This window comes from Nonomuraea sp. NEAU-A123, assembly GCF_018603905.1.
GTDB lineage: Bacteria > Actinomycetota > Actinomycetes > Streptosporangiales > Streptosporangiaceae > Nonomuraea.
Genome location: NZ_JAHFZZ010000011.1, coordinates 267,708 through 288,681 on the forward strand (window position 1 = coordinate 267,708; position 20,974 = coordinate 288,681).

Consider the following 20,974-nt stretch of genomic DNA (forward strand, 5'->3'; position numbering starts at 1 on the left):
CAAAACAGCAGAAAAGCTAGTATCAGCGGACAGAGGAGAGCGTCGGATGTGCGGAATCGTGGCTTATGTCGGTTCGAAGGACGCGGCGCCTATCCTGCTGGAGGGCCTGCAACGGTTGGAGTACCGAGGCTACGACTCGGCCGGCGTCGTCGTGTCCAACAAGGGGCTCAAGGTACGCAAGGTCAAGGGCAGGGTCGCCGACCTGGCGAAGGTCGTACCCCCGAGGTTCAAGGGCGGTCTCGGCATCGGCCATACGCGGTGGGCCACCCACGGCGTGCCCAGTGACGTCAACGCGCACCCGCACCTGTCGACCGACGAGCGGATCGCGGTCGTGCACAACGGCATCATCGAGAACGCCAACGAGCTGCGCGCCAAGCTGACCGCCGACGGGGCGGTGTTCGTCTCCGAGACCGACACCGAGGTGCTCGCGCACCTGATCGCCCGTACCGCCGAGGAGACCGACACGCTGGAGGAGGCCGTCAGGAAGGCGCTCAAGAGCATCGTCGGCACGTACGGCATCGCGGTGGTCGACAGCGAGCGGCCCGGCGAGGTGGTGGTGGCCCGCAACGGCAGCCCGATCGTGCTCGGCATCGGCGAGAAGGAGATGTTCGCCGCCTCCGACGTGGCCGCGCTCGTCCGCTACACCCGCCAGGTCGTGCACCTGGAGGACGGCGAGCTGGCCGTGCTCAAGGCCGACGGGTTCCACACCTTCGCAAGCGACGCGCGCGAGACCGCCAAGGAGCCGCTGACCGTCGACTGGGACGCCGGGCACTACGACACGGGCGGCTACGAGCACTACCTGCTCAAGGAGATCTCCGAGCAGCCCGACACAGTCTCGCGCACCATGAGCGGCCGCCTCGACGAGCGCTTCCACATCGCCCACCTGGGCGGCCTGAACATGGACGCCCGCGAGACCCGCTCCTTCCGCCGAGTGAAGATCATCGGCTGCGGTTCCGCCTACTACTCCGGCCAGATCGGTGCGCAGCTCATCGAGGAGCTGGCCCGCATCCCGGCCGACGCCGAGCCCGCCAGCGAGTTCCGCTACCGCAACCCGGTCGTCGACCCCGACACGCTCTACGTGGCGATCAGCCAGTCGGGCGAGACGTACGACACGCTCGCGGCCGTGCAGGAGCTCAAGCGCAAGGGCGGCCGGGTCATCGGCATCGTCAACGCCGTCGGCAGCGCCATCGCCCGCGAGGTCGACGGCGGCGTCTACCTGCACGCCGGGCCCGAGGTCTCGGTCGCCTCGACCAAGGCGTTCACCTCCACGTCACTGGCGTTCGCGCTGCTCGCGCTGCACTTCGGCCGGGTGCACGACCTCTCGCCCGCCGACGGCCGCCGCGTCTGCGAGGGCCTGCGCAGGCTGCCCGGCCAGATCGAGGAGATCCTGGCCCAGGGCGACAAGATCGCCGAGCTCGCGCGGAAGTACGCGAATTATCCGAGCATGATGTTCGTCGGCCGGGTCCGCGGTTATCCCGTGGCCCGCGAAGGCGCGCAGAAACTCAAGGAGATCTCGTACGTGCACGCCGAGGCTTATCCGGCCAGCGAGCTCAAGCACGGACCGCTCGCCCTTATCGGGCCGGAAATGCCGACGGTGGCGATCGTCCCCGACGACGAACTGCTCGACAAGAACCTCACCACGCTCGGCGAGATTCGCGCCCGCGGCGGAAAGGTGCTCATGGTGGGCCACCGCGAACCCGACGCCAAGCTGGCCGACGACGTCATCGTGGTGCCGAAGAACGAGATCGAGCTCGACCCGATCCTGCTCACGATCCCGCTGCAACTGCTGGCGTATCACGCCGCCGTGGCACTCGGCCGCGATGTAGATAAGCCACGCAATTTGGCTAAGAGCGTCACAGTCGAGTAACTGCTACGACACGGCGGCAACAATAGGCACATAGCCCGTGATAAGTGGACCGGCAGGACTTAAGATCGAAACTGTGCCCGAGTTCCATGCTCACACGCCAAATCTCGCACGAATGTACGATTACATGCTCGGTGGCACGGACAACTACGCCATCGATCGTGAGGCGATCGACCGGCTTGCGGCGCTGATCCCGCAAGCCGTCCCCCTCGCGCGGGCCAATCGGGCCTTCCTCCAGCGTGCGGTCCGTTACCTGGTGGACGCGGGCATCCGCCAGTTCCTCGACCTGGGCAGCGGGCTGCCGACCCAGGGCAACGTGCATGAGGTGGCGCCGGAGGCGAAAGTCGTCTACGTCGATCGTGACCCGGTCGTCGCCACGCACGCCAGAGCGCTGCTGGAGGAGGCGGGCCGGGCCGTCTTCGTCCAGGCCGACCTGCTCGACCCCGACGAGGTGCTGGCTCAGGCCGCCCGCTTCCTCGACATGAACGAGCCGGTGGGCGTGCTGCTGGTGTCAATCCTGCACTTCCTCCCCGACGTTCGCGACCCGGGCAAGATGGTGACCAGGCTGCGCGAGGCGGTGGCGCCCGGCAGCCATCTGGTGCTCACCCACGCGACCTCACGGGGGCGCTTCGGGGAGGGCGCGGCGGCGCTCCACCGGACCGCGTCGGCCGGGGCCGGCACCGACCGGACCCCGGGGGAGATCCGGGCGTTCTTCGGGGACTTCGACCTGGTCGAGCCGGGCCTGGTGCACGCCCCCGACTGGCGTCCCGACCGGCCCAGGCTGGTCAGCGAGCCCTCACTGCCCTCGTACCTGCTCGTCGGCGTCGGCAAGAAGCACTCCTAGCTTTTCGTGACTTTTCGTGATCTCCGGTAGTGAGTGCCCGATGTGTGACGATGAGTTAAGTGTCGGTGACGTGGGGTAGTTATTGGGGTGCGAGGGGAGGGACGCCATGCGCCGACGGGGGTTCTTCGCGCTCGGCCTCGGGATGATGGCCTGCGCGGCAGGATGTGGCACGGAGAGCAACCTCGGAAGCAGCGCCGTCAACGCGGCCCGCGTCTTGGGCCGGTTCGCGATCGTGCCCGGCGGCGGACGCTGGGCCCGCGTCGCCCGGGCGCTCGTCGAGGCCGCCCGCGGGGAGGGTTTCCCCGTCTCCGGCACCCCGCCCGCCACCAGGATCACCGTCACCGGGCTGCCCGCGCTGGCCGCGACCGAGCTCAACAACGGGCTGTCGCTGCTCGACACCGCCACCCCGCTGGCCAGGCTCACCGGGCAGATCGAGGTCGTGGTGGTGCCCGCCAATTCCAAGTTCGCCACCTTCGACCAGTTCGGCGCGCACCTGCTCGCCCACCCCGACCAGACGCCGCTGACGGGCGGGCCGCAGGGCGAGCCCGACCACCTGCTGTTCGGGCTGATCGCCAAGGGACTCGGCGCCGACACGCGGCAGGTCGACTACACCGGCTTCCCCGGCAGCGCGGAGGCCACGTCGGCGCTCCTCGGCGGCAAGGCCGCGGCGGCGACCGGCACGCTCGCGGACTGGCGCAAGGCCATCGACAAGGGCTGGGTGCGGGTGCTCGCCGTCTCCAGCGCGCGCCGGGTGGACGGTGTCGAGGCGCCGAGCCTGCTGGAGTGCGGGGTGCGGCTCGACTTCGCCGACTGGTGCGCGGCGGTCGGGCCCGAGGGGATGTCCGACGACAGAAAGGACTTCGCCATCCGGCTCTGCGACGAGGTCACGGAGTCCGCCGCCTGGCGGGCGGCCTGCCGTACGGAGGGATGGACCTCGATCCCGCTCAGCGGCGACGACTTCGAACAGTGGCTCGCCTCGGAGATCGGCAGGACCAGGGCCGTGCTCCGCGATCTCGGCATGCTCGATACGGCTGACACAACATGCTGGGGTAGTTGCGAGAAGGGCCACTAGATGTAGGATCCTGGTCGTCGCTGGTTCGCCCCTCGGGGCGGAGCAAAAGGGAACCCGGTGCGATTCCGGGGCTGCCCCGCAGCGGTGAGCGGGAACAACCGCCGTCACGAGCACTGGAGAGATCCGGGAAGCGACGGCCAGTAGGAGGCCCCATAGGGACCACGCCCGCGAGCCCGAAGACCTGCCGGTGACGTTGGGGGAGCCACCCGGCTCCGCCCATCGAAGTGTCCAGGGCCTCGAGGGAGGGCCGGGGGCGTCGCGGCCGGGGAACCCAGCGCCGCCGTGCTCTCGCGCGCACTCACGAGGATGAGCTCGCGAGGAGAGAGCACGTGACGCAGATCATTGAGGCCGACCGGCACCCGGCCACCGTGGACCAGCGGCCGGCCGCTGCCGACCGGCGGCTGGCCATCGAGGAGGCCGCCGCCCGGGTGATCACCGACCCGGCGAACTCCCGGGTCGCCGCCCGGCTCCTGGCCGAGGAGATCGCCGACGAGGCGGCCGGGCACGGCGTACGGACCTTCTCCGAGTCCATCGCCGCCAGCCACGCCGCCGGGCTGATCCAGGACTCGCTCGCCGCCTTCGTCGGCGCCCACGCCGCCGAGCTCGACGCGCTCGTCTCCGGCGAGGCGGACGAGCGCTTCGAGTACTTCGGCCTGCGTACGGTCTACGACCGCTACCTGCTGCGTCACCCGGAGTCGCGGGCAGTGCTCGAACGGCCCCAGCACTTCCTGCTGCGTGTGGCCTGCGGGCTGTCGGAGACGGTCGCCGAGGCCGCCGAGCTCTATGCCCTCATGTCCACGCTGTCGTACCTGCCGAGCTCGCCGACGCTGTTCAACTCGGGTTCGCGCCGGCCGCAGCTGTCGTCGTGCTTCCTGCTCGACTCGCCGCGCGACGAGCTGGAGTCGATCTACGACCGCTACGGGCAGGTGGCCAGGCTGTCGAAGTACGCCGGAGGCATCGGCATCGCGTGGACCCGGGTGCGCTCGCGCGGATCCCTTATCAGGGGCACCAACGGGCATTCCAACGGCATCGTGCCCTGGCTGCGCACGCTCGACTCCTCCGTCGCCGCGGTCAACCAGGGCGGCCGGCGCAAGGGCGCGGCCTGCGTCTACCTGGAGACCTGGCACGCCGACGTCGAGGAGTTCCTGGAGCTGCGCGACAACACGGGCGAGGACGCCCGCCGTACGCACAACCTGAACCTGGCCAACTGGGTGCCGGACGAGTTCATGCGCCGGGTGGAGGCCGACGAGGTCTGGTCGCTGTTCGACCCCAAGGAGGTCCCCGACCTCACCGACCTGTACGGCGAGGCGTTCACCCGCGCCTACCGCGCCTACGAGGCCGAGGGCCGCTACACCCGGCAACTGCCCGCCCGGACCCTCTACGGCCGGATGATGCGTACCCTCGCCCAGACCGGCAACGGCTGGATGACGTTCAAGGACGCCGCCAACCGCACCTCCAACCAGACGGCCAGGCCCGAGAACGTCATCCACCTGTCCAACCTGTGCACCGAGATCCTCGAGGTCACCAGCGACGGCGAGACGGCGGTGTGCAACCTCGGCTCGATCAACCTCGCCGCCCACCTGACCGCCGACGGCGTCGACTGGGCCCGGCTCCGCCAGACCGTCCGTACGGCCGTGCGCTTCCTGGACCGGACCATCGACCTGGGCTTCTACCCGACGCCCGAGGCCGAGGCGGCCAACAAGCGCTGGCGGCCGATCGGGCTCGGCGTGATGGGCCTGGCCGACGTGTTCTTCACGCTCAGGCTGCCGTTCGACTCGCCCGAGGCACTGGGCCTGTCCACGCGCGTCGCCGAGGAGATCGCCCTGGCCGCCTACGACACCTCCGCCGACCTGGCCGTCGAGCGCGGCCGGCACCCGTCGTACGCCGACACCAGGGCGGCGGCCGGCGTCCTGCACCCCGACCACTACGACGCCGCCGGGTCGCCGCGCTGGGACGCGCTGCGCGCGAAGATCGCCACGACCGGGCTGCGTAACTCGCTGATGGTCGCCATCGCGCCGACCGCGACGATCGCCTCCATCGCCGGTTGCTACGAGTGCATCGAGCCGCAGGTGTCCAACGTGTTCAAGCGCGAGACGCTGTCGGGTGAGTTTCTCCAGGTCAACCGCTATCTGGTGGCCGATCTGCAGGCTCGCGGGCTGTGGACGCAGCGGATGCGCGACGACCTCAAGCGGGCGGACGGCTCGATCCAGGACATCCCCGGCATCCCCAGTGACCTCAAGGTTCTCTACCGCACGGCCTGGGAGCTGCCGCAGAAGGCGCTCATCGACCTGGCCGCGGCCCGGCAGCCGTACATCGACCAGTCGCAGTCGCTCAACCTGTTCATGGCCAGCCCGACGATCGGGAAGCTGTCCTCGATGTACGCCTATGCCTGGAAGCAAGGCCTGAAGACGACCTACTACCTGCGCTCGCGCCCGGCCACCCGGATCGCCCAGACGACGGTCGCGGTCAACGCCGTCGCCTGCTCCTTGGAGAACCCGGAAACCTGCGAAGCCTGCCAGTAGCCCCCTCGAACGGAGACCTCCGCAATGCTGCTCGATCCCGGCATGGACCTGACCCTGCGTCCCATGCGCTATCCGGACTTCTATGAGCGCTACCGCGCCGCCATCCGCAACACCTGGACCGTCGAGGAGGTGGACCTGCACTCCGACCTCGCCGACCTGGCCAAGATGACGCCGCAGGAGCGCCACCTGATCCACCGGCTGGTCGCCTTCTTCGCCACCGGCGACTCCATCGTGGCCAACAACCTCGTGCTCAACCTCTATCAGCACGTCAACGCTCCCGAAGCCCGCCTGTATCTCAGCAGGCAGCTGTTCGAGGAGGCCGTGCACGTGCAGTTCTACCTGACGCTGCTCGACACGTACCTGCCCGACCTGGAGGAGCGGGTCAAGGCGTTCGGCGCCGTCGAGCACATTCCGTCCATCAGGGACAAGGCGGAGTTCTGCTTCCAGTGGATCGACTCGATCAACGGGCTCCGGCGGCTGGAGACCGCGGACGAGCGGCGGCAGTTCCTGCTCAACCTGATCTGCTTCGCCGCCTGCATCGAGGGGCTCTTCTTTTACGGCGCGTTCGCCTACGTATACTGGTTCCGGTCGAGGGGCCTGCTCAGCGGGCTGGCCACCGGCACCAACTGGGTTTTCCGCGACGAGTCCATGCACATGGAGTTCGCTTTCAGCGTGGTCGACACCGTGCGGGCCGAGGAGCCCGAGTTGTTCGATGACAAGCTGGGGGAGCAGGTCATCCGCATGATAGAGGAGGCCGTCGCCGCCGAGCTGGCCTTCGCCCGCGACCTGTGCGGCGATGGCATGCCCGGCATGAGCGTCGAGCAGATGCGCGAATACCTCCAATACGTCGCCGATCAGCGGCTGGCCCGGCTCGGGCTGCCCCAGAGGTACGGCACGGCCAACCCGTTCGGTTTCATGGAACTGCAGGACGTGCAGGAGCTGGCCAACTTCTTCGAACGGCGGGTGTCCGCATACCAAGTGGCTGTTGAGGGCAATGTGACCTTTGATGAGGCTTTCTAAGACATTGGGGGCATGAACGTGCAGTCGCCGACCGACTGGCTCATCCTCGCCATTTCAGTGGCGGGCGCCATTCTCGTGGTGGAGGTGGTCAGGCGGCTGCTGGTCAGGGTGGGCCGAAAATGGCGGCTCGCCCGGCACCTGGTGGAGCACTGCACCTGGCCGGCGTACGCGGTGGGGGTCGTGGTGGCGGCCAACCTGGTGTTCTCGCCGGGGATGCTCGGCGAGGCCGTCCGCCAACGCGAGCTCGGCGGCACGGTCGACCGGGTGCTCGGCCTGGTCACCATCGCCTGCGTCACCTGGCTGATCGTCCAGGCCAACTACGCCCTCACCGACGTCGTCCTGGACCGGCTGGTCCTCGTCCAAGGAGAGCGCAACCGCCGGGCACGGCGGATCATGACCCAGATCGGGCTGGTCCGCCGCGTCGCCGCCGTGACCATCGTCGTGCTGGCGGTCGGCGCCATGCTCTTCTCCTTCCCGCAGGTCCGGGCGCTGGGCGCCGGGCTGCTCGCCTCGGCGGGCATCGCGGGCGCCATCGTCGGCATCGCCGCCCAGCCGACCATCGGCAACATGCTGGCCGGGCTCCAGCTCGCCTTCAGCGACGCACTCCGTCTCGACGACGTGGTCGTGGTCAACGACGAGTGGGGCAGGATCGAGGAGCTCACGCTCACCTACGTCGTGGTGCGCCTGTGGGACGAGCGCCGCATGGTCCTGCCCGTCTCCTACTTCACCCAGAACCCGTTCGAGAACTGGACCAGGCACGGCAGCCGGGTCCTCGCCGTGGTGTTCCTGCGCGTCGACTGGTCGGTGCCGGTCGACAAGCTGCGCGAGGAGCTCTACCGCTACATCCAGGAAAACCCGCTGTGGGACCAGAAGGACTGGACGCTCCAGGTCACCGACGTGCTGCCGAACGGGCTGGTCGAGCTGCGGGCGCTGATGAGCGCCGCCGACTCGCCCTCCGCCTGGGACCTCAAGTGCGACGTACGCGAACATCTCGTGACGTACGTGAGAGAGAACTTCCCCGAGGCTCTGCCCCGCTTCCGCATCGAGACGCCGGAGACCCGCGCCGGGGTGCCGTGGACCGGCGCCAAGCCGTTCTGAGGACCGGCGCCGTGTGGGCCTGAGGCTCAGCGCCGGTTCGCCAGCAGCACTCCGGCGCCGCCGACCACCAGGCCCGCGACCGCCAGCGGGTGCAGCGACTGCCCGACGAACAGCCACGCCATCACCGCGGTGACCGACGGGGTGAGGAAGAACATCGTGCTCACCCGGCTCGCGGGCGCGTTCTTCAGCATGGTGTTGAGCAGCAGGAACGCGCCGATCGAGTTGACCAGCACCAGCCAGCCCACGGCGCCGGAGAACGCGCCCCAGTCCGTCACCCGCGGCGTCTCGAACACCAGCGAGGCCAGCCCCACCAGCGGCGCGCTGACGAGGAACTGCGTCGCGGTGCCCGTCCGCACGTCCATGTCCCCGGCGAACCGCTTCTGGTAAACCGTGCCCAGGCTCAACGCCAGCAGCCCGACCACACAGAACGCCACCCCGGCCAAGGAGAAGCTCAACCGATCCGCCACCGCCAGCCCCACCCCGGCCGCGCCGAGCCCGAAGCCCAGCCACTGGCGCGGGCTCACCCGCTCGCCCAGCAGCCGCCCCGCCACCAGCGCGATCAGCACCGGGTTCAGGCCCTGCACCAGCGCCACCACCGCGGCGGGCACGTGCAGGCCGATCGCCGAGTAGAACGCGCTGAACTGCACCGCCTGGACCAAGATCCCGGACCCCACCACGTGCGCCAGCCGCCGCCCACGCGGCCACGGCGCCCGTACGGCCAGCGCGAACCCGCCCAGCAACAGTCCCGCCAGCGCGAACCTGGCGAACGTCAGCAGCAGCGGCGGCGCCGACCCGACGCCGATCACCCCCGCGATGAAGGCGCTGCTCCACATCACCACGAACAGGGGCGGCATCACCGCCGACGACGTCTTGTCCCTGGTCTCCATCACGCTGATCGCCACGGCGAAGCCTCCATAACCCCTTAAAATGGTTATTTCACTGTTCCGTGCTTCGCATAACCTGTCAACGTGGTTACTATGAGAGTGTGACGGGTTTCACCTTCATCAGCGGCAATCTGGGCCTCGACCTGGCGGGCACCGTGCAGCACCGCCGCTCGGACCGGACCGACCTGCTGCGCGATCCGGCGGAGCTGGCGCGGTGGACGGTCGAGGCAGGCATCCTCGACGTACCGCCCGCGGTCGGCGACGCCGAGCTCGCGGCGGGGAAGACGGTGCGGGAGGCCATCTACCGGCTGGCCACCGGGGTGGTGCCGGGCGGGGCTCTGCCGTCGGAGGAGGATCGCCGGCTGGTCAACCGGATCGCCGCCGGGCCGCCCGCGTCCGTGCGGTTGAACGGCGCCGGGCGGGTCGAGCGTGACGGGGATCTCGACGCCGCCCTCTCGACGGTGGCCAGGGAGGCGGTCCAGTTGCTCGGCGGGCCGCGGGCCGTACAGATCAAGGAATGCGGGGGAGAGGTGTGCACCCGCCTGTACGTCGACGCCTCGCGCGGGTCGTCGCGGCGCTGGTGCGACATGCACGAGTGCGGCAACCGCGCCAAGGCGGCAGGCTTCCGCGCCCGCCGGCGCGCACCGCTTTAAGGGGCCGGTCCGTCAGCGGCGTCTGAGGCGCCACGCGGTGACGGCGGTCACCGTCAGCGCGGCGATCCCGACGACGAGCAGGTCGGGCAGTACGTCCTGGACGGACGCCGCGAGCTCCTCCAGCCGGGCTTCCCAGGAGTCGGGGATCGGCAGGGCCAGCCCGCGGGTGCCGTCGGAGAGCAGGAACAGCACCCCGAGCCCGCCGAAGACCAGTCCGGACAGCAGCGAGGTGGTGTGCAGCCGCAGCCGCCCCAGCCGTAACCCGCGACCGCGCAGCCAGCGCCGCCCGCCCAGGTCGTAGCGCTGCCACAGGCCCGCGAGCAGCAGCAGCGGGGCCGCCATGCCCGCCGCGTAGACGGCCAGCAGCACCGCCCCGCGCAGGCCGTCACCGGAGGCCGCCGCGACCGTGAGCACCGCGCCGAGCACCGGCCCCGCGCAGAACCCCGCCAGCCCGGACACCGCCCCCAGAACCAGGACGGCCCCCGCCGAATCCCCTCGAACGTGCCCCTTCAGCCGCTCCAGCGGCCCGATCGTCCAGCCCTGACCGGCCACCTGCAGCACACCCAGCCCGATCAGCGCCCAGCCCGCGACCGTGACCAGCAGCTCCTGCCGGCCGTAGAACAGGCGGCTGACCTGCGCCGACCCCATCCCCAACGGCACCAGCACCGCGCACAGCCCCACGTAGAACAGCAGCGTCCGGCCCACCAGCCGTCGCCGACCCGGGAACGCGTAGGCGAAGAACGCCGGGATCAGCAGTGCCCCGCACGGGCTGACCAGCGAGAACAGGCCGCCCAGGAACGCGGCGGCATAGCCGATGCCGCTCATCCGGCGCGGCGGGCCTTCTCGATCGCCTTCTCGAACGCGGCCAACGGCTGGGCGCCGAACAGCAGCTCACCGTTGATCAGGAACGCGGGGGTGCCGGACAGGCCGAGTTCGAGCGCGAACTCGAGGTCGCCGTCCACGACCTGCCGTACGGACTCGTCGCGCCGGTCGGCGTCGAACCTGCCCAGGTCGAGCCCGATCCGGGCGGCCACGGAGCGCAGGTTCGCGTCGGTGAGACGCGGCTGCTCGCCCGCGTAGAGGGCGTCGTGGAACTCCCAGAACCGGCCCTGCCGGGAGGCGGCGCGGGCGGCCACGGCGGCCCGTACGGAGTCGCGGCCCCTGATCGGGTAGTCGCGCCAGAACATCCGCACGATGCCGGTGTCGAGGTAGCGGCTCTTCAGCTCGGGCTCTATCCGCTGGGCGAAGCGGCGGCAGTTGGGACACTTGAAGTCACCGAACTCGACGATCGTGACCGGCGCCTGCGCCGAGCCCTTCGACAGGTTCGCGTCGACGGGCGGCGGGGGCGGCCCCTCCCAGACCTTCACCGAACTCGTCGGCGTTGGGGAGCCGGCCGGAGTCGCCGGAGTGGGGTCGGCCGGGCTGGTCGCGTTCGCGGGGGTGGAGCCGGTTGGGGTCGCCGGAGGGGGGTCGGTCACGTTCGCGGACGCACGCGGGTTCGCGGAGGCCGTCGTGCCCGGCGCGGCAGTCTCCGCAGCGGTCGCGGCGGCTTGTTCGGGGGTTTCGCCCTGGTTCAGCGCGGCGACCGCCAGCACGGCCACCACCGCGGCCCCGGCCAGCGAGCCGAGCAGCACCCGGCGCCGCGCCACCGGAGATTCCTTGGTCACCTTCGGCATCATCCCAGCCCGCCGCCGCCCACGCCGGTCGTTCCCCTATAGCTCCAGCCCCTTCATGTCGAAGATCGGCCGTACCTCCACCTCGTTGAAGGCCGCGTCGGGCACCTTGGCGGCCAGCTCCACCGCCCGCTCCATGCTGTCGCACTCGATCAGGTAGAACCCGGCCAGATGCTCCTTGACCTCGGCGAACGGCCCATCGCTTGTCATCGTCATGCCCTCGCGTACCGCGACCCGCTTGGCCGTCGACTGGTCGGCCAGCCCCTCCGACACGATCAGCTCGCCAGAGGCGGCCAGCTCTTCGGTGAAGGACAGATGGCCGCGCCCGAACTCCATGCGCTGCTCGTCGTTCAGCGTCTCCCAGACCGCCCGGCTCGTCGGGTTGCTGTAGATCAGAATGAGGTACTTCACCGGTGGCCTCCATACGGTCTCGACGATGCCGGTAACCAATATGTCGAAGCCGCCCTCGTGCCCTCGACATCCCCCTGCGGTAAATACGTGGCATTCGCCGCGATCATCCGGCTACCGTGGAGCACGTCCACCACGACAGGAAGGCAGTGCAGTGACCTACGCGAAGTCCCTCGAACTGCTTCCTGAGTTCCTCGGACCGGATTCCGGGTGATCCCTCGTAAAGAGACGACGCCGCCCGGAAACCTGCCGAGGCGGCTTTTTTCATCTCACGGACGACGGCCCATGGAACAAGGGGCCGCGGGCCTCGGTCTGGCCGACGGGAATGGCGCCCCCCAGCCGGATACAGCCCCAGCCCCGGGCTCGGCCCACGCCAGCCGAGCCCGGGGCTAACAAGCCGCTCTGGCCCAACTGGCAGAGGCGCCGCCCTCAGGAGGCGGAGGTTCAGGGTTCGAATCCCTGGGGCGGCACACAGAAGACCCTGAACTTTCAAGTGCTCCCTGCGCGGGACCCACTAGGGGACGCGTTGATGTGCCCTCTGAGCAGGGCCTTTTTTTGCAGGTCAGAGGTCAGTTCCGAGTCGGCAGGCGAAGACCGAGGCGGTCTGTCGGCTTCCGCAGCGGCGGTCTGGGGGGACTGTACGGTTTTCGGCTCTGGCCCGTAATCGGTGGTGGCGCTGAGTGATCACCTGCCAGGCTAGCCCGTGCTGAAGATCGACGATCTTATGGGTGTGGCGTTTGCGGGTCTGTCTGCCCTGGTCATCGAAGGAGTGAAGGACGAGGACGACCTCATTCCTGTCATGGCCCGTACTCGCGGTGCACCGATACCGTGCCCGGTGTGCGGGACGCTGACCGGTCGGGTGCACGGCTACTACAGCCGGACGGTGGCCGATGTCCTGGTCGATGGGCGGCGGGTGGTGGTGTCGGTACAGGTACGGCGTCTGCTCTGCCCGGCGTGGGGATGCTCTCGGCAGACGTTTCGTGAGCAGGTGCCCGGGCTGCTCGAGCGCTACCAGCGTCGAACCAGCAGGCTCACCGGCCAACAGGGGGCAGTGGTCAAAGAGCTGGCCGACCGGGCGGGGGCTCGGCTCTCGGTGGTCCTGGCCGTCGCGGTCTCAAGGTCCACGGCACTGCGCTTGCTCATGCGGCTACCGCTGCCAGCGTTATGAGTCCCGCGAGTGCTGGGTGTCGATGACTTCGCTCTCAAGCGCCGCCACCGGTATGCCACCATCCTCACCGACGCCGAGACTGGCGAGCGGATCGACGTCCTGGAGGCCTGGCTGCGATCCCACCCTGGGGTCGAGATCGTCTGCCGCGACGGGTCGGGCGCCTACGGCGAGGCGGTTCGACGTGCCCTGCCGGATGCTGTGCAGGTCGGCGACCGATGGCACCTGGGGGCGGATCCTCTGTGACAAGGTCCTCGCTGAGGTTCGTTCCCACAGCGCCTGCTGGGCCACGGTCAACCCGCCCCGGCCCGCCGGCGTGCGCGAACAGAGCACCCGCGAGCGTTGGCAGCAGATCCACGACCTGCTCAATAAGGGTGTCGGCCTCATGGAGTGCGCCCGCCGCCTGAACTTGTCCCTCAACACCGTCAAGCGCTACGCCCGCACCCGCGAACCCGAGGCCTTACGCCGCGCTCCGCGCTTCCGGCCCCAGCGGCCCGTCATCACCCCACGCCGCCTGGCCCGTCTCCTGCTCGCCCATCCCGACCGGCTGCGCGAAAGCGACACCCAACTGGTGCAGGACCTCACGGCCGCCTGCCCCGAACTGGCCGAACTCGCCCGCCATGTCCGCGACTTCGCCGAACTCCTCACCCCAACTGCAGGCAACGACACCAAGCTCACCACCTCGATCACCACCGTCCGAGCCGCTGACCTGCCCCACCTGCACGGCTTCGCCAACGGCCTCGAACTCGACCGCGACGCCGTGAACGCCGCCCTCACCCTTCAGCACCACCGCGCTCACCACTGCCCCTCAAGTACGTGACAAGACCGAAGGGGACATGATCACCCCCAACGGCTGATTCCACGTAACTTGTAAGAGGATCATGCGGCAGATGCACGGCCGCGCCGGGTTCGACCTCCTGCGCCACCGCATCCTGCTGCAATGAAGATCACTCAGCGCCCCCACCGATTACGGGCCAGAGCCATTTACTGGACACTCTCCTGAGGAGGGCGTTCCCGATATCTATTCTCCGTAATTTTACAGTCAAAGCCAAAACTCGATTGGGTGAGAGCAGGCCGGGCGGTGCCAAACCAGCCTTAGCAGGTTATGCGCCATCTTGGGCGACGCCTGTAGGGTTTGCGCAGTGTCGCCCGGTATCGCCTCGTTGAGATTGACCTGCCAGGCGTGATGATGCCTATCGAGAACCTGACTGGGAGGCGAAGCAAGTGAAGTGTCGGCCAGCATGCCATAGGAGTTTCGCCTGATCAGAAGCGTCGGATCCTTGACAGTGAGGCTCTTGGGGTCTGACTGGAGGGGAACTTGGCCTAGGGGGCAGCGGAGGGGTTCTACGATGCTCTATGAGACTCATGAGCCTCTTGGCGGCTAGTGTTGCTAAGGGGCCGGAACTTCTTGAGGGTCTGTGCCCGGGCCCTCGCTTGAATGAACGGAGCGTCCGAGCACCGTGTATCTCAGCAGCTTCTCGGTCAGCGGTTTCCGCTCGCTCGTGAACGTGACTGACATTCCCGTTAGCAGGCCAACGATCCTCGCGGGGCATAACGACGGTGGCAAGAGTGCCGTGCTCGCCTCTCTGCAATTCCTCGTCGGTAGTTACAGCCTGGACGGGGATGACCGTACGTACATGCCGACTGGTGGCGTGGACACCCAAGGCGAGGCCTCGCGTCGGTACGAACTGAGCGTGGTGGAGGGCGTCTTTACGCTTGACGAATGGGAGCAGGATACATTCCGCCTCCCACCTCAGCTCCGAATCAGGCGTTGTGCTGGAGAAGATCTGGTCGACTCCCTTGAGTGCTGGCTGCCGATCCCGGATGACGATCGACTGCGCGACTTGTCCATGTATCGGGTGCCGGAACTCAAGGAGCTGGCGAAGGAGTTGGGGATTTCCCCTGTTCCTCAGCGAAGGGCCGAGATCGAGGACCTTCTTCGGGCATACGCATCCGAACGCTCTGGGCCTCCCGGATGGGTCGCTGCCCCGGCCAGCCTCGCCGGGCGACTGCCTCAGGTGCTGGCGTTCGGCGGTCGCGCGTCAGCGATCGAAGACTCTATGAGGTCGGTCCTGCATGGCCGCTTCCAGGCGCATATGGCCGATGAAGTCCTGCAGGAGCGATTGCAGACAATCGAAGCCGATGTCAAGGAGCGGCTTCGCGCGGACGCCAAGTCTCTGTGCGATCACATTCGAAGTCGTTGCCCGGACTTCGCCGACGTGTTCGTTGAGCCTGAGATCTCCTTCACACAGGCATTTCGTGGAGCTCGCTTGCGGCTCGCTCGGACTTCGGGGGAGCACGTCGGGCTGGACCAGTCCGGTCAAGGCAGCACGCGGCGCATCGGGCTGGCCATCTGGGAATGGACGAGCCGACTTCTCTCTTCCGAGGAGGACGTGGAGCCCGAGGCTCCGCTGGAGGAAGGTGACGCGTTGCAGCCGACTCGGTGCCAGACGATCATTGTCTACGATGAGCCGGACACGCACCTTGACTACAGTCACCAGCGCAAGATCATGCAGCTCATCCGCGAGCAGTCGGCCATCTCGCACGTAAGCGTCATCGTCGCCACACACTCGATGAACCTCATCGATGGTGTCGATATCTCCGACGTGGTCAACCTGAAACTCTACGAGGGCCGTACCGTGATGGAGCGGCTCGGCGCGGAGGATCACGACAGTATCGACCTGCACCTGCAACAGCTTGCCGCCGCCTTGGGGCTTCGCAATTCTGTCTTGCTGCATGAGCGCTGTTTTCTTGCGGTGGAGGGGCCGTCGGAGCAGCGCGCGTTTCCGTTGTTGTTCCGGTTGTCCGAGGGGATGTCTCTCCAATCGGCTGGCATAGCTCTTTGGGCCTGCTGTAACAACGAAGGCGCGCTACATCTCGCTCGCTACCTGTTCGAGCACGGTCGTACCGTCGTGGTCGCGGTCGACGCTGACAGCCGAAACGCGGGCAAGGGCATGTTCAAGGAAGAGCGGTTGCGGCGCACATTCGGTGAAAAGACCCGCGAGATCGTAAAGATGATCGGTGAGCCAGAAGGCTTCAATGAGTTCGAAGAGCTGTTCGGCGACGATATGTGGGCCGTGGTGGCCAACAAGGTGTGGCCCAGAAACGATTCTCTATGGAGCGCGGAAGACTTCAAGGCGCTCCGGGGTGGTGGAAAATTCAGTTCGAGGGTGCAGAGCATGCTCCACGAGCAGAGTGAGCAGGGGCCAGGCGGCAAGCCCGAGATGATGTTTCAGCTGGCATTGGCCCTGACGCAACCCTCCGAGGTGCCGACTCAACTCCGGGAGATGTTCGCCGAGCTCAGGCAACGAGCGGCCTGAACTCTGTCAGACGGGCTTGTCCGCCGGTTTCTTGATTGCGTTGCCGGCGGGCGCGCATGCGTTCCTTGCGCTGCTCTGACGTCGGTGCCTCCCATTGATGCCAGCCCACTGGAGGTTTCCAACGCTGAAAATGGTTTCGCTCTTCGACGCCACACCACCGACATCCGTTGGGCGCAGGTATGTGCTGGTCAGAGCCATGGACATCCTGAGACATCGCCTCTCCTCTCTATGCTGATTCTGTCGGAGAGCCCCGACAATTCTTCTGATTCACCACAGGCTCGACAGGCAAACCTTAGGGAGCAAAGTGCGTACCGAGCGGCCGCTCAAGTGAAGGGTGGGAGTCCAAAAGGCGTGTTCACGTTGGGCGGGCGCACCAGCCTGTGAAGAGGCCGAACTGCTCAGAGACTGCGTGTACGGTCGACATGACCGTGCAGACGGGGGACCAATGCAGCGACGATCCGCCGAGGCGCCGAAGGATGTTGGGTCGCGAACCGGTCACGTTTTCGGAACCCACTGCCGTCACCATGCTTCTCGCTGACCGTGCAGGTGCTGCCACGTATTCCGCGATCATGGTGACCGGATCGGCCTGGGCGGGCAGGCTTGACGGTAGTCCTCTTCGGGGGCGTAGGACTCCCATTGCTCTGGAGTGAGGGAGCCGTCGGCGATGGGGCACACGCTGGCGAGGATGTGGTCATCCTCAGGCAATGCAACGTTCCACAGCCGCACCGTCTGATCCTTCGAGCCGCTTGCCAAGGTCTTGCCGTCCGAACTGAAGGCCACCGTGTAAACCACGTCCGTATGCCCGCGTAGCGGCTGTCCGATCGCTCTGCGTGTTCCCACATCCCATAGCCGCAGCGTCGTGTCCTGGCTGGCACTGGCGAGCAGCCTGCCATCCGCACTGAACGCCACCTGGGTAACGGGACCACTGTGCCCGGCGAGGGGAGCCCCCAGGGCGCGACGAGTCGCGGTGTCCCAGAGGCGGACCGTCTGGTCGTCGGAGGCGCTGGCCAGCAGTGTGCCATCGGGGCTGAACGCCACCGAGTTGACATAGCCATGATGATCGGTAAGGGCGTCGCCCACCTGCCGGTGCGTGGCCACATCCCACAGTCGGACCGTCCAGTCCCAGCTTCCAGAGACGAGCGTTTTGCCGTCTGGACTGAACGCGACCTGCTTAACCTCGGCAGTGTGGCCTTCGAGCACGGCGAGCGTGCGACCAGTCTGCACGTCCCACAGGCGGACGGTCTTGTCGTCTGAGGCGCTGGCCAGGACCGTCCCGTCAGAGCTCAGCGCCACTGAGTTGATCTTCCCCGTATGGCCTGACAGAGGTGGCCCCAGCGGACGGCGCGTGGCCGCGTCCCACAGTCGCACTGTACGATCCCAGCTTCCCGTCGCCATGATTCGCCCGTCGTGTGGGGCGAACACCACGCCCCTGACGTCGGCGGCGTGGTCGGTGATGGCATCGAGTTGCCGGTAGGTCGCCGTGTCCCAGACCCGGACCGTGTCATCGTCGCTGCCAGAGGCCATCATTGTGCTGTCCTTACGGAACGCCACGGAGCTGACCACGCCGGAATGACCGGTGAGAGTGCGAATAGGACGGTCAATCGTCATGTCCCACAACCGCACGGTGGCGTCGTCGCCTGTCGTGGCGAGAATGGCTCCGTCTGGGCTGAACGCCACGCCGTAGACCGGGCCCTTGTGCCCAGGAAGGGCACGGAGCGGGCGATGCGTCCGCATATCCCATATCCACACCGTGTTGTCGATTCCGGCCGTCGCCAGCAGCGTGCCGTCCGGGCTCGGCTCAAGGCCATAGACCGTGTTGGTGTGCGCGGTGAAGGGCACGCCCAATTGCTCGCCCGTCCGCACGTCCCATGCGCGCGCCAAGTGATCCCATCCGCCGGTGAGCAGGGTGCCATCGCGGTTAAAGGCCACCGGGTTGACAGCGCCCTTGTGGCCTCGAAGTGTCCGCAGCGGCCAGCCGGTACTCGTTGTCCATAGCCGCACCGTCCCGTCGTTGCTGGTGCTCGCCAGGGTCTTCCCGTCAGGGCTGAAGGCCACACCGACGACTGTCCCGGTATGTCCTTTAAGGGTGTGGAACAGGCGATGGCTGTTCACGCTCCACAGCCGCACGGTCCTGTCGTACCCGCCGGTGGCCAAGGTCTCGCCGTCCGGGCTGAACGCCACTCCGTAGACCGTCTCCTCGTGCCCCGTTAAGGGCTTCCCGATCTGCGTACGGGACGCCACGTCCCACAGACGCACAGTGCCATCCCGACCGGTGCTGGCCAGAGTGCCACCGTCGGAACTGAACGCCACGCGAAACACGATCCCTTGATGTCCCACGAGAGTGCCGAGCAGGCGGTGGTGAGCCGCATCCCACAGCCGGACGGTTCCGTCGGCGCCAGCAGCGGCCAAGACGCCATCTTTGTTGAACGCCACTCCGTAGATAGGACCCGTGTGAGCTGTGAGGCTGCTCCGGTAGGGAGAGCGCAATACGGCGAGCAAACTGTGGCGGGCCTCCGAGGTGTCGCCGGTGTGCCAGGCTGCGGCGGCCAGGCGAGCCGACGCGATCGGGTCACCATCCGCGGCGGCCTCGCTCTGCGCCCCAAACTGTCGGGACAACGCCATCGTGTGCTGGCTCGTCGCGTTGAAATTGGCAATCACGGCGGCCATGGACGCCGCGGCCAGCCCGGCGCATAGGGCCATCAACAGGGTGTTGCGTCGGCGCCGAGCTCGCGTACGTCTGTCCTGCGCGGCGCTGCTGGCCTCTAGGAACGCGCGTTCCACCTCGTTCAGCGGTGCGTGACGGGCGGGATCGGAGGTGACGCGGTGAGCCGCGGCGCCGGCGGTCTCCAGGAGACTTCCACCATAGAGGTAGGAGATGTCTTTCCCGTGTTCAGCCCATTCCCCAGCGCTGGCGGCTAGGCGAGTACGGACGATTCGGTCGGCGTGGGTTTCGGCGAGCCAGGTATCGCGCAGCAGCGGCCAGGCGGTGAGGAGCACCTCGTGGCTGATCTCCACCGTGTCCGCCGCAAGCATGATCAGCCGCTCGCCCGTGAACGCCTCCAGCACTCTTTCCGTATCCGCCTCCTCGCCTGCGCTCATCCCTGCCGTGAGAGCGCTCCGCGTCACCCGGGCGGCCGTGTCCATGCCATCGCTGCTGGTCGCCGTCAAGCGCATGAAGATCCGCCGGGCGGTGGCTTGCTGGGACAAGGACAAGCCGTCGTACGCCCGCTGCGCACTCGCCTCGACCGCGCCTTCGATGCCTCCCGTACGCTCGTAATCGGCCAGCGTCAGCGCTTCCTCGTCGGCGCGTCCCCGCCACGCCTGGTCCAGGGCGTGGGAGAACAGCGGAAGCACCCCCGCGCCGGACACAGCCGTGGACAGCGGACCGGCGGGTTGAACGACGTGGGAGTCGGCGTTCCGCAGCAGTTCCTCCACCAATTCAGGCTCGACCTGCGCTCGTGCCTTCTTGGCCGGTTCGGTGATGGCCAGCTGCAGCTGCCGTCGTGTCATCGATGTCACCAGATACCGGTCTTGCACCGCTTCCTCAAGCTCGGGCATGTCGGCCAGGCGCGCCTCGAAATCGGCGCGCACCAAGAGCACCGCCAACGCTCGCGGCACCTTTGCCTGCATGGTGGCGGCATGCAGAGCGGTGACGAACGCGCGTCGCTGCCACTCATCGCACTGCGTGAAGACCTGCTCGAACTGGTCGACGATGAGCAGAAGCCGCGCCCCGTCCCCATACGAGGCCGCCGCTTGGGAGGCCGTGAGTGCGAAGCCCGCCGGATCGTCGTCCAGCGCTCGCCGCACCGCACCGGCGTCGACGCCAGCCCGCAGTGCCACGCCCACGGCCAATTTGTCCAGCGGTGAACCGGTCGGCGTGAACACCACGCATGGCCAGTCCGCAGCTTCTCGCGCGCCCTCCAGGCCCATACCTCGAATACGAGGCAACACCCCAGCTCGCAAAAGCGACGATTTGCCTGCCCCCGACACCCCGGAGACCACCAGGATCCCCGAATGATCCGGCATTCGCGACATCCGCTCCAGCATGTGCGCGATCGCCTTGTCCCGTCCGAAGAAGAAAGGCGCGTCCACCTCCTCGAACGCGGCCAACCCTCGGTACGGCGAGTCCACCTCGCCTGACATATTCATCAAGGGCGGGGGCGCGACCTTGTCGCTCCAGGTCAGCCTGTTCTGGTAGACGAAGACGTATTGGACGTTGCCCGTCCCGACCTGAAGCCCCTGCGCTCCGGGCGCGACGACGTTGTAGCGGTCGCCTCCTGGTGTCGCGTCCTCGTCATTGTCCACTCGACGCCTCGCGGCCCCCACGTCCGGGGGGAGGGCCTGGGAAATGGTTCTCCTGGACGTTGCCGTTGCCGATCTGCGTCCCTTGGCTCCCCGGAGCGTAGACCGTGTACGTCTGACCATGGTGTGTTTGCCGTACCTCGGGAGCG

The 20,974-nt window shown here is 67.7% G+C and carries 13 protein-coding genes, 1 tRNA gene, 1 pseudogene and 1 riboswitch; of the genes and pseudogenes, 10 read left to right on the forward strand and 5 right to left on the reverse strand.

The genetic code is table 11. The features are described from left to right. The first annotated feature begins 46 nt into the window (after positions 1 to 46). The 6 genes from glmS (at position 47) to KLK06_RS33005 (ending at position 8,420) form a co-directional block, all read left to right on the forward strand. Positions 47 to 1,867, forward strand: coding sequence for a glutamine--fructose-6-phosphate transaminase (isomerizing) (gene glmS, locus KLK06_RS32980; protein WP_214638949.1), 1,821 nt, complete (start codon positions 47 to 49; stop codon positions 1,865 to 1,867). 73 nt (positions 1,868 to 1,940) lie between these two features. After that, positions 1,941 to 2,708: an SAM-dependent methyltransferase gene (locus KLK06_RS32985; RefSeq protein WP_308168551.1), complete on the forward strand. Its 768-nt coding sequence runs from the start codon at positions 1,941 to 1,943 to the stop codon at positions 2,706 to 2,708. Between the two features lie 106 nt (positions 2,709 to 2,814). Continuing rightward, positions 2,815 to 3,780: a tripartite tricarboxylate transporter substrate binding protein gene (locus KLK06_RS32990; RefSeq protein ID WP_214638947.1), complete on the forward strand. Its 966-nt coding sequence runs from the start codon at positions 2,815 to 2,817 to the stop codon at positions 3,778 to 3,780. A 4-nt stretch (positions 3,781 to 3,784) separates the two neighbouring features. Beyond that, positions 3,785 to 3,984: riboswitch (cobalamin riboswitch) on the forward strand. Positions 3,985 to 4,109: 125 nt separating this feature from the next. Further along, positions 4,110 to 6,302, forward strand: coding sequence for a ribonucleoside-diphosphate reductase subunit alpha (locus KLK06_RS32995; protein WP_214638946.1), 2,193 nt, complete (start codon positions 4,110 to 4,112; stop codon positions 6,300 to 6,302). Positions 6,303 to 6,326: 24 nt separating this feature from the next. After that, positions 6,327 to 7,322 (forward strand): ribonucleotide-diphosphate reductase subunit beta, encoded by a 996-nt coding sequence (locus KLK06_RS33000; protein ID WP_214638945.1) that lies wholly within the window; start codon positions 6,327 to 6,329, stop codon positions 7,320 to 7,322. Between the two features lie 12 nt (positions 7,323 to 7,334). Continuing rightward, positions 7,335 to 8,420 (forward strand): mechanosensitive ion channel family protein, encoded by a 1,086-nt coding sequence (locus KLK06_RS33005; protein WP_214638944.1) that lies wholly within the window; start codon positions 7,335 to 7,337, stop codon positions 8,418 to 8,420. Positions 8,421 to 8,446: 26 nt separating this feature from the next. On the opposite strand, the gene KLK06_RS33010 is transcribed toward KLK06_RS33005, so the two are convergent. Then, positions 8,447 to 9,322, reverse strand: a complete 876-nt coding sequence (locus KLK06_RS33010; RefSeq protein ID WP_308168505.1) for an EamA family transporter — start codon at positions 9,320 to 9,322, stop codon at positions 8,447 to 8,449. An 83-nt stretch (positions 9,323 to 9,405) separates the two neighbouring features. Here KLK06_RS33010 and KLK06_RS33015 point away from each other — a divergent pair, with 83 nt between their 5' ends. Beyond that, positions 9,406 to 9,957, forward strand: a complete 552-nt coding sequence (locus KLK06_RS33015; RefSeq protein ID WP_214638943.1) for an ABATE domain-containing protein — start codon at positions 9,406 to 9,408, stop codon at positions 9,955 to 9,957. A gap of 12 nt (positions 9,958 to 9,969) precedes the next feature. Here the strand turns inward: KLK06_RS33015 and KLK06_RS33020 are convergent, their stop codons facing one another. The 3 genes from KLK06_RS33020 to KLK06_RS33030 are packed head-to-tail and all read right to left on the reverse strand — an operon-like array spanning position 9,970 to position 12,041. Continuing rightward, positions 9,970 to 10,782: a cytochrome c biogenesis CcdA family protein gene (locus tag KLK06_RS33020; protein ID WP_214638942.1), complete on the reverse strand. Its 813-nt coding sequence runs from the start codon at positions 10,780 to 10,782 to the stop codon at positions 9,970 to 9,972. After that, positions 10,779 to 11,624: a thioredoxin domain-containing protein gene (locus KLK06_RS33025; protein WP_214638941.1), complete on the reverse strand. Its 846-nt coding sequence runs from the start codon at positions 11,622 to 11,624 to the stop codon at positions 10,779 to 10,781. Before KLK06_RS33025 ends, KLK06_RS33020 begins: the two co-directional genes overlap by 4 nt. Positions 11,625 to 11,669: 45 nt before the next feature. Beyond that, the gene (locus tag KLK06_RS33030; RefSeq protein ID WP_214638940.1) at positions 11,670 to 12,041 is read right to left on the reverse strand and encodes a YciI family protein; all 372 of its coding nucleotides are present in this window, start codon (positions 12,039 to 12,041) and stop codon (positions 11,670 to 11,672) included. Between the two features lie 393 nt (positions 12,042 to 12,434). Between KLK06_RS33030 and KLK06_RS33035 the strand changes: the two genes are divergently transcribed. From KLK06_RS33035 to KLK06_RS60350, 3 genes and pseudogenes are all read left to right on the forward strand, one after another. Continuing rightward, positions 12,435 to 12,508: transfer RNA gene (locus KLK06_RS33035), tRNA-Leu, on the forward strand. A gap of 254 nt (positions 12,509 to 12,762) precedes the next feature. Next, positions 12,763 to 14,147: pseudogene (locus KLK06_RS33040) on the forward strand (ISL3 family transposase). A gap of 516 nt (positions 14,148 to 14,663) precedes the next feature. Further along, entirely contained in the window at positions 14,664 to 16,523 is a 1,860-nt protein-coding gene (locus tag KLK06_RS60350) for an ATP-dependent endonuclease (RefSeq protein ID WP_214638939.1), read from the forward strand. A 567-nt stretch (positions 16,524 to 17,090) separates the two neighbouring features. On the opposite strand, the gene KLK06_RS62565 is transcribed toward KLK06_RS60350, so the two are convergent. Continuing rightward, positions 17,091 to 20,828: a WD40 repeat domain-containing protein gene (locus tag KLK06_RS62565; RefSeq protein WP_214638938.1), complete on the reverse strand. Its 3,738-nt coding sequence runs from the start codon at positions 20,826 to 20,828 to the stop codon at positions 17,091 to 17,093. Positions 20,829 to 20,974: the final 146 nt, after the last annotated feature.

Coding starts and splice junctions, on each gene's coding strand:
- glmS (WP_214638949.1), top strand. CDS start 47: ATGTGCGGAATCGTGGCTTATGTCGGTTCGAAGGACGCGGCGCCTATC.
- KLK06_RS32990 (WP_214638947.1), top strand. CDS start 2,815: ATGCGCCGACGGGGGTTCTTCGCGCTCGGCCTCGGGATGATGGCCTGC.
- KLK06_RS33000 (WP_214638945.1), top strand. CDS start 6,327: ATGCTGCTCGATCCCGGCATGGACCTGACCCTGCGTCCCATGCGCTAT.
- KLK06_RS33005 (WP_214638944.1), top strand. CDS start 7,335: ATGAACGTGCAGTCGCCGACCGACTGGCTCATCCTCGCCATTTCAGTG.
- KLK06_RS33020 (WP_214638942.1), bottom strand. CDS start 10,782: ATGAGCGGCATCGGCTATGCCGCCGCGTTCCTGGGCGGCCTGTTCTCG.